This is a genomic window from Maribellus maritimus (assembly GCF_022267315.1).
Classification (GTDB): Bacteria; Bacteroidota; Bacteroidia; order Bacteroidales; family Prolixibacteraceae; genus Draconibacterium; species Draconibacterium maritimum.
Map to the genome: position 1 here is coordinate 1 of NZ_JAIKLE010000101.1, position 3,615 is coordinate 3,615.

A 3,615-nucleotide genomic window follows, 5' to 3' on the forward strand; every position below is an offset into this window, starting at 1 on the left:
AGAAAGATGGGAATTGCAAAAAGAATTAAAAAACAAATCGCTAAATTTGACATAAAACCTGACGAAATTGGATTAGGTAACTCTCTGAGCCCCAATTACAATTTTTAACGTTAGTCAGAATTTTGAAATGATGAAATATTATACAATAATTATCCTTTGTTTTTTTATTCCAAGTTGTGATAAAAGCTTCAAAAATGACAGTGAAGCAATTCGTGTGTTTAAAGACACAATGGGAAACGAGTTGGTTCAAGCTTTGGATGTTATTACGAAAAATGTAGATGAAACACTCATCGAGATTTATAAAACAAAAAATGTGGAAGCCGCCTATCGAGAATTTCTGGAATATTTAATTTCATCACCATCAGAATGCGAATATACTTTACAAATCACGAATGAAAAAGTAACTGAGTTACTAAACACATACGAGACAAGTAATTACAGACAGGAAGTTTGGGATATAGAAAAGGTGAATAGAATAGATATGTTATCAATAAATATCACAGGTAAATTTTTAAAAGCAATGCAAAAAATTGACACATTTGACTGCCAATCTAAAGGGTATTATGATGCTCGCTCAGTGGCAGGAATGCCTTCTTACAGTTTAATGGCATCCCATATGCTTGGCAAAAATCTTAACCTAGACAATTATTTAATCAAGACAATTATTGTTAGTGATTTCTTCTATTTCGTATTACAAAGCACCAATTATAACACGACAACAAAAGGTGAAACGAATGAAAAAAAGATAAATGAAAATTAAAGAAAATAAAAAACGTGTGGTAACAAATGTAACCGTTGCACAACCCCGTAATTTTTAGAATCCTGATTAAGATTTAAGGAAAAATGAGTTGTTTTATGGCGTTTTCGGCAGGTTTTGCATTTATCAGCAGAACTTAAATTCCGTGAAAATAAATGCCTTAAACTGCATGATTTTGGCCCTGAGAAGCGAAAAATAAAAAGCAATGGCTGCTGCCATCGTTTTCACGTATTTTGCTTCAAATCTCAGGAGTTTTTTCAGGTTATAAGCCGTGGCTGCCATTTGCATTACTTTATTGGCCTGCTCAATGCCAATGGTATTTATTTTCCGCAAACCCATAAACTGGGTCAATGTCCCCCAGACCGGTTCAACGGTTGATTGCCGCTTGCCTTTCATCATTCTTCCATAACGGCTTCTTACCCGTTGATTATTCCTTGTATATTCATCGACATAAATGGTTATACCAATCCGTTTCTCATAACTTTTTCCAATGCACTGCTTCTTTATGGGGCAACCCTTGCAGTCGCTGCGCCGTGTCAGGTAGTAATCTTTCCAGTTGCCTTTCTCAGCCCTGCGTACCCGGAAGGTTGCCTTCTTCCCCTGGTAAAGAATGGAAAGATAAAATGAAAATTGGAGACCAATGGTCTAATGGATTGTGGGGTGCTTGGAGAAAGAAGTTGTTATTATCCTATGATTATAAGATTTCTAAAAAAACTAAGGTAAAGACTGGTATTGGAGAATTAGACTGTTTCGTGGTTGAAAGCACTGCAAAATCAGAAATTGGGATATCAAAATTAAAAAGTTACTTTTCTGAAGAATACGGATTTGTCAGATTAGAGTACGAAATGACTACAGGACTGAAAATTAATCTATGGTTAGACAGTTTTAGTGTTGATGATTTTAATGACCAAAAAGGAATAATAAAATATCGTGATGAACAGAAAAAACTGTTGCCAATAAATAGGACCTGAGCGGTCTGTAGTGCCGAGCAGGGGTTGAATTACAACCCGGTCAGATTGTGAAATATTTTATTCTATGTACTTATCGACGGTTTTTCTGTATTTTCGACCTGTTCAAACACCATGAAACAGTCTGTGACAGATGACGGTAAAAAAAATTAGTCGTACGCCCGGGCGACCCTGTACGTAATTTGAAGGGTAATCGTTTCAAGGCTCCGCGCTACACTTGAGCCCGGCCGGAAGCAAGCGGGGGAAACACCCCGCAAATAAGTAAACTGATTTGTATATTTGAAAAATAATAAAATAACGATAGTGAATTTTGATAAAAAATATGATTTTGAAAGCTGGGAAAGCGATTACGAACTTTACGACAAAGAAGATTGGGTTGGATTACTAAAGCTTCGCGAAACAGATGCCAAGAAACATCCATCTGATTTATATGCTCAGCAAAGATATGCCGAAGCATTAACCCCGAATAAAAAGTATAAAGAAACGTTGGAAATTATTACACCTTTTTACCGGGAGAATTATGAGGTTGGATTTGGGATTTGCGAAATTTTAGATGCATTATACGGACTTGATAAAACAGAGGAGGATTTTAATTGGGTTAAAAAACCAATAGTGTTAAAGTTGGATTCAGCTACAGTGGACTTTTGTGTCGATTTATTAAGAAAAAGAAGAAGAGCTGTACAGGTTTCCGAAATATACGGAGATTTAATAATGAAAGCTGATTATTGTAAGTTTAACGAGTCGGAATTAGCGAAATTCTTAGTCAGATTTAGTGACGTTTTTGATATTCAGTTAGACAAAAATTTCATAATGGATAGTAAACTAAAAGTAAAAAGAAGATAAAACCCGCAAGAAGGCTTTTCCAGAGGACAAGTCCTTCAGCCAAAGTCCCGCATGCCATGGCAGAACCACTCTGTTTCATACTGGCAAAAAAACTGCAACCATGGAAACAAATGAAAAAATAAGAGAACAGATTTTTGAGATTATAAAAAATCAACTCCGGGATAACAATCCCCCTGAGACTAAATCAACATTTGAAAGACTACGAAAACAAGGTTTTGGTGATTTTCAAACCAGGCAGATGATTGGGCAATGTTTGGCAGTGGAATTATTTGATATCATAAAATTTAAAAAACCTTATAATAAAAAACGGTACATCAAGAATTTATTAGCTTTACCCAAAGACCCATTTGATTAGTTTTAATGAAAAAGACTTTAAAAAGAGAATACAGACTTCGTTCAGCCAGGAGTTGGGTAAAAACTTACAATGGAAAAGCGTTGTTAAAGGATATTCAAAAAAATACCCTGTTGACAAGTTATGTGCAATAAAGGAGTTGCGGATGATTGGTGTTGATATTTCAGAGGAATATGAAAAACAGTTGATTAATTCGATGGAAGCCCTTAAAAAGCAAAGAATATTGATATTTATGGTAAAAAAAGACTTAAATAAAACTAAAAAGAAGTGGGGCAATCTGTCAGACATCAAAAGATGAACGATTGTATGCTGTCTTTTTACAGCTACAGGCAGGGCTAATATCTTTTTTGTTTTCCTTTTCTTTTCCGGCGTAATTTTTGATTTGACATTGATTCTTTAGTATTTTCATCTCGAATCAGCCTTGTCAAATCCCAGATAAGTGAAGGTTTCAGTTTATTATTTTCCCCTTTGAGGAGATACTTTTTTTGCTCCTTTTCTTGCTGCGGTCGCTCTTTCTCAGCCAGATAAAACTTTGGTTTCTCTTTAAAATTCGACAAGCGGATGGGATAACGGATTGGGTTCCCTTCCTTGTCGGTCACTACCACAACATGCCCCCTTCCGGATTTTCTGATTTCAACATGAAACAATTTCAGGGCATGGTTATACATCTCTTTGGAAGTAATTTCATTTACCTG

General features: G+C 35.5%; 7 protein-coding genes. 5 read left to right on the forward strand and 2 right to left on the reverse strand.

The window, feature by feature from the left end:
- Nucleotides 1-127: 127 nt before the first annotated feature.
- Nucleotides 128-760, forward strand: coding sequence for a hypothetical protein (locus K5G00_RS28995; RefSeq protein WP_238770033.1), 633 nt, complete (start codon nucleotides 128-130; stop codon nucleotides 758-760).
- A 123-nt stretch (nucleotides 761-883) separates the two neighbouring features.
- On the opposite strand, the gene K5G00_RS29000 is transcribed toward K5G00_RS28995, so the two are convergent.
- On the reverse strand, nucleotides 884-1,399 hold the full coding sequence (locus tag K5G00_RS29000) for a transposase (protein WP_317235574.1): 516 nt from the start codon (nucleotides 1,397-1,399) through the stop codon (nucleotides 884-886).
- Between K5G00_RS29000 and K5G00_RS29005 the strand changes: the two genes are divergently transcribed.
- From K5G00_RS29005 to K5G00_RS29020, 4 genes are all read left to right on the forward strand, one after another.
- Nucleotides 1,381-1,728: a hypothetical protein gene (locus K5G00_RS29005; protein WP_238770035.1), complete on the forward strand. Its 348-nt coding sequence runs from the start codon at nucleotides 1,381-1,383 to the stop codon at nucleotides 1,726-1,728. The genes K5G00_RS29000 and K5G00_RS29005 overlap by 19 nt on opposite strands.
- 300 nt (nucleotides 1,729-2,028) lie before the next feature.
- Nucleotides 2,029-2,568: a hypothetical protein gene (locus tag K5G00_RS29010; protein WP_238770037.1), complete on the forward strand. Its 540-nt coding sequence runs from the start codon at nucleotides 2,029-2,031 to the stop codon at nucleotides 2,566-2,568.
- Nucleotides 2,569-2,668: 100 nt separating this feature from the next.
- Nucleotides 2,669-2,923 carry a hypothetical protein gene (locus K5G00_RS29015; RefSeq protein WP_238770039.1) on the forward strand — a complete coding sequence of 85 codons (255 nt, stop codon included), beginning with the start codon at nucleotides 2,669-2,671 and terminating at the stop codon, nucleotides 2,921-2,923.
- Nucleotides 2,916-3,218 carry a hypothetical protein gene (locus K5G00_RS29020; protein WP_238770041.1) on the forward strand — a complete coding sequence of 101 codons (303 nt, stop codon included), beginning with the start codon at nucleotides 2,916-2,918 and terminating at the stop codon, nucleotides 3,216-3,218. The genes K5G00_RS29015 and K5G00_RS29020 overlap by 8 nt, the downstream gene beginning before the upstream one ends.
- Nucleotides 3,219-3,255: 37 nt before the next feature.
- Here the strand turns inward: K5G00_RS29020 and K5G00_RS29025 are convergent.
- Nucleotides 3,256-3,615, reverse strand: a 360-nt coding sequence (locus K5G00_RS29025) for a hypothetical protein (RefSeq protein ID WP_238770043.1), incomplete at its 5' end; no start/stop codon positions are given.